This is a genomic window from Paenarthrobacter sp. 10L420, assembly GCF_056395385.1.
The window spans coordinates 1-1,112 of sequence record NZ_JBFTJK010000063.1 but is presented as its reverse complement, the minus strand read 5'-3'; the positions used below and the strand labels follow the sequence as shown (position 1 = coordinate 1,112).

Below are 1,112 nucleotides of genomic sequence, written 5' to 3'. Positions count from 1 at the left end.
CTTCCCACATCCACTCGATCCGAGCAAGACCAGCAGCTCGCCCTCCTCCACCGTGAAGGTCAAGTCGTTGACCGCCACAACATGATTGCGGCGAACAACGAACTCCTTCCGCAATCCCTGAATCTCTAGCATGATTAATTCTCTCTCACCTATATCGCGTCAGCACTAAGCGCTTCGGACGCCAGCGGCGAGCTGGCGTCCGAGGCAGCAAATAACTATTTGGCCAGCTGTTGGTTCCAACGCTGCAGGAACGCTTTGAACTGCTCGGTCGTGATCTGCGGGAGCTCGACAAGTGTGACTCCCTTGGTGTCAACGGTCTGGGGTGTGCCATCGCGTACTGCGACGAATCCACCTTGAGCTACAGCCGCCTGACCCGACTTGCCCTGCAGCCAGTTCGCGAATACCTGCGCCGCATTCGGGTGCTTGGCCGACTTCACAACCGCCAGCTCGTTGGGGATGCTTGGGGCCTCCCGGGGGAGCCGGTAGTCAATCGGTGCACCGGTCGCTTTGATGGTCGCCGCGACCGCAACAGGAACTGGCAGCGAGGCAGCCACTTCCCCAGCAGACAGCGCCGCGACCTGGGGGTTCGAACCAGCATAGATCTGAGGCTTGCCCTTAGCCGTCAGCTTGTCAAGGAATCCGGAGCCGCCCGCATCGGACTTCTCCATCGATTCATAGAGCGCGGCCACGGTCGGGCCGACCGAGGGGTCCGTTGCTCCCACCTGCGACGCCGGGAGGTTCAAGTAGTCCTGCCAGGAGCTGATGCCGTTCGGCAACAACTTGGTGTTCCAGGCCCACACGTAGCCGAGGTTTGCGAACGTGGCCACATATGGTGTGCGCTGATACTTGGCCCGGTCGAATTCCGGATCGCCCAGCGACGGAACAGTGAGCGGCAGCAAAGCACCCTTGGCCGCATAGCCATCGAACGTCGGGTGATCCAGATTGTCGACCGCATCCGCACCAGCGTTCCCGGACGCGATCTCGGCATCCAGTCTGGCCCTGATGTCTGATGCGCTCAGACGAACGTACGTCAGTTTGATGTTCGGGTAGTCCTTGTGGAACGCGGCCGGCAGGAGGTCAACAGTCTTCGTATTCAGAACTCCGTACACCGT

Annotated in this window: 1 protein-coding gene; it reads right to left on the bottom strand. The window is 60.5% G+C overall.

Annotated elements, in window-relative coordinates; all coding sequences use genetic code 11:
• Window positions 1-215: 215 nt before the first annotated feature.
• Window positions 216-1,112, bottom strand: an 897-nt coding sequence (locus tag AC1DD5_RS25665; protein WP_477523128.1) for an ABC transporter substrate-binding protein, incomplete at its 5' end; no start/stop codon positions are given.